The following is a 784-nucleotide window of genomic DNA, read 5'->3' on the forward strand; positions in this document are numbered from 1 at the left end:
GAGTGGGTGACGTACCGAGAACAACGTCACCGGCTGCCCCTGGGGGACTCGAAATGAACGCCAACACCACTGTCCGCACCGCTCGTCGCCGCACCATTCGCATTGCTGCCGCAGCCCTGATCGCAGCCGCCAGCTTCAGCCTGACCGCCTGCAACAACGACACGGACGACACCGGCACGAAGAAGCCCGTGGCCTCCGCCGAGTCCAGCAGCGGGGGTTCCTCCTCCGGAGCGCAGGGCTCCGACGCCAAGCCCGACGCCAAGACGGGCGGGAAGACGGGCGATACGGACAAGGCGCCATCCTCGACCGGCGGCCAGAAGTTGGCGGACGGCAGCACGGCCAAGATCGACAAGCTCGGTACCCAGCACTACCGCCTCAAGATCATCAATGACGGTGCCGTCCTGGCCACGCTGGAGGCGAACCAGCGCGATGCCGGCCTCGACGCCAACGGCATGTACGTCGTGCTCACGCTGGGCGGCGAGGTCCACTCCTGGATGGGCGGCGAGCACAGCGGACCGGGCACATACAAGCTCGCGGGCGGCTGGACGGCCAAGGTCACGAAGGTCGGCGACGCCCACTTCCGCGCGGACATCATCGGCAACGAGGGCTCGGTGGACGGCACCCTGGAGGCGAACCAGCACGACGACGGGATGGACGCCAACGGCGTGTACATCGTGCTCAGCGCCGGCGGTGTGATCAGCGCCCACGAGTAAGCCCCTGCCCGACCGCGGCGGTGGAGTTGCCTACGGCGGCTCCACCGCCGCGGTGTTTCTTCGCTGCCCGT

Annotated in this window: 1 protein-coding gene; it reads left to right on the forward strand. The window is 68.4% G+C overall.

The window, feature by feature from the left end; genetic code table 11:
- Window positions 1–53: 53 nt before the first annotated feature.
- Complete coding sequence (locus CCN37_RS36930; protein ID WP_078643244.1) at window positions 54–713, forward strand: hypothetical protein; 660 nt, start codon at window positions 54–56, stop codon at window positions 711–713.
- The last annotated feature ends 71 nt before the right edge of the window (window positions 714–784 follow it).

The sequence above is a fragment of the Allokutzneria sp. NRRL B-24872 genome (assembly GCF_002155965.1).
Classification (GTDB): Bacteria; Actinomycetota; Actinomycetes; order Mycobacteriales; family Pseudonocardiaceae; genus Allokutzneria.